Origin of the sequence: Rubripirellula obstinata, assembly GCF_001642955.1 — a bacterium.
Lineage (GTDB): Bacteria > Planctomycetota > Planctomycetia > Pirellulales > Pirellulaceae > Rubripirellula > Rubripirellula obstinata.
On record NZ_LWSK01000298.1, the window covers coordinates 1 to 1166 of the forward strand.

The 1166-nt window shown below is 55.1% G+C and carries 1 protein-coding gene; it reads left to right on the forward strand.

What is annotated here, in order from left to right; all coding sequences use genetic code 11:
- Window positions 1-372 (forward strand): hypothetical protein (locus RC85_RS28825; protein WP_238383252.1); only part of this gene is annotated, 372 nt, incomplete at its 5' end.
- Between the last annotated feature and the right edge of the window lie 794 nt (window positions 373-1166).

Sequence of the window (1166 nt, forward strand, 5' to 3'; positions counted from 1 at the left end):
TCATGCGAATCGACACTTGTTTCCAATGTCGCACACGAATCGGTGCATCTACACCTAACCGACGGTGCTTTTGGCAACGCGAGCGGACTGGAAGAGGGCTTCGCCCTTCACTTCGAACTTTCCCTGGTCGAACAGCATTACGGTACGTCCGAGCGTCAACGACATATCTCACACCTGCCTGGCACCTACACGACTGCACTTCATGACTATGAATACCTGCTGACAATTGCGGACGATCCAGTGGTGCGCGTTCTCGAGAGGCATGGTAAACTAACTGGACTCTCGTGGAGAGATCTGCGTCACTTATTCCCCCAAGCTGGCTTTTGGGTGTCCTATCGTTTGGCGCGCCGGCGACGGATGCGGATGGGGTAACCATGGGTTGCAACGGAGGCCGCGAGTTGACGTGTTTGAAGTGGTGAGTCGTTCGCGCGGCCCCGCTGAACCCTACCGTTCTGCAGACGGACGGCGTTGAGCTACTGGCAACTTGCTTGGTCAGCGACAATTGGTTGAACGGTGCGGTCTGTCTCTCAGTCCGTCAGCGTCGTTTGCCTTGTTGCCGACGTTCGCTCGTGGTTGAACTCGTGTTCACTTCACGGACCTTCAAGACCATTCGCTAGCGAACAATTTTTGGCTTCGATGTCGCGAGTTGCGCGGTCGAGTTGTCCACACCTCGCCAAGTCCATGGTCCGCAAACCGTCCATCACTTCGGCAACCGGATTTGCTGCAGCCAATGGTTGCTCGGAGCGATGCGCGATCCATTGCGGGACCATTCGTGTCCGTCCGTAAGATTCGTGCCGCAAAAGTTTACGCCGCAGGTGCGCGGTCAATGCTTGCTGCGTCCTATTTCGCTTGGCTACAATGGTGGGCAGCGTCAATCGGATTGGCCGCCTTCCAGACGCTTCGATCCAAGGCTGCAGAACAATGTGTTGAACCAGAGTTGCCGATCTGACGTTGCTGAAATGGTTCATCTTGGGCGGCAACCTGGTTAACACTAACGTTCGCCGACTGACTCGCTTTACGCCTTCACATGAGTTCTCTCAAGTCCGTGCGATTCACCCTCAAGTCGCTTTTCATACTCGTGACACTCTCTGCACTTGGACTTGCTGCGTACATCTACTCGGACGCGATTCCAGGGACGTATCACAAGAATGAAAATGGCTTCCCGC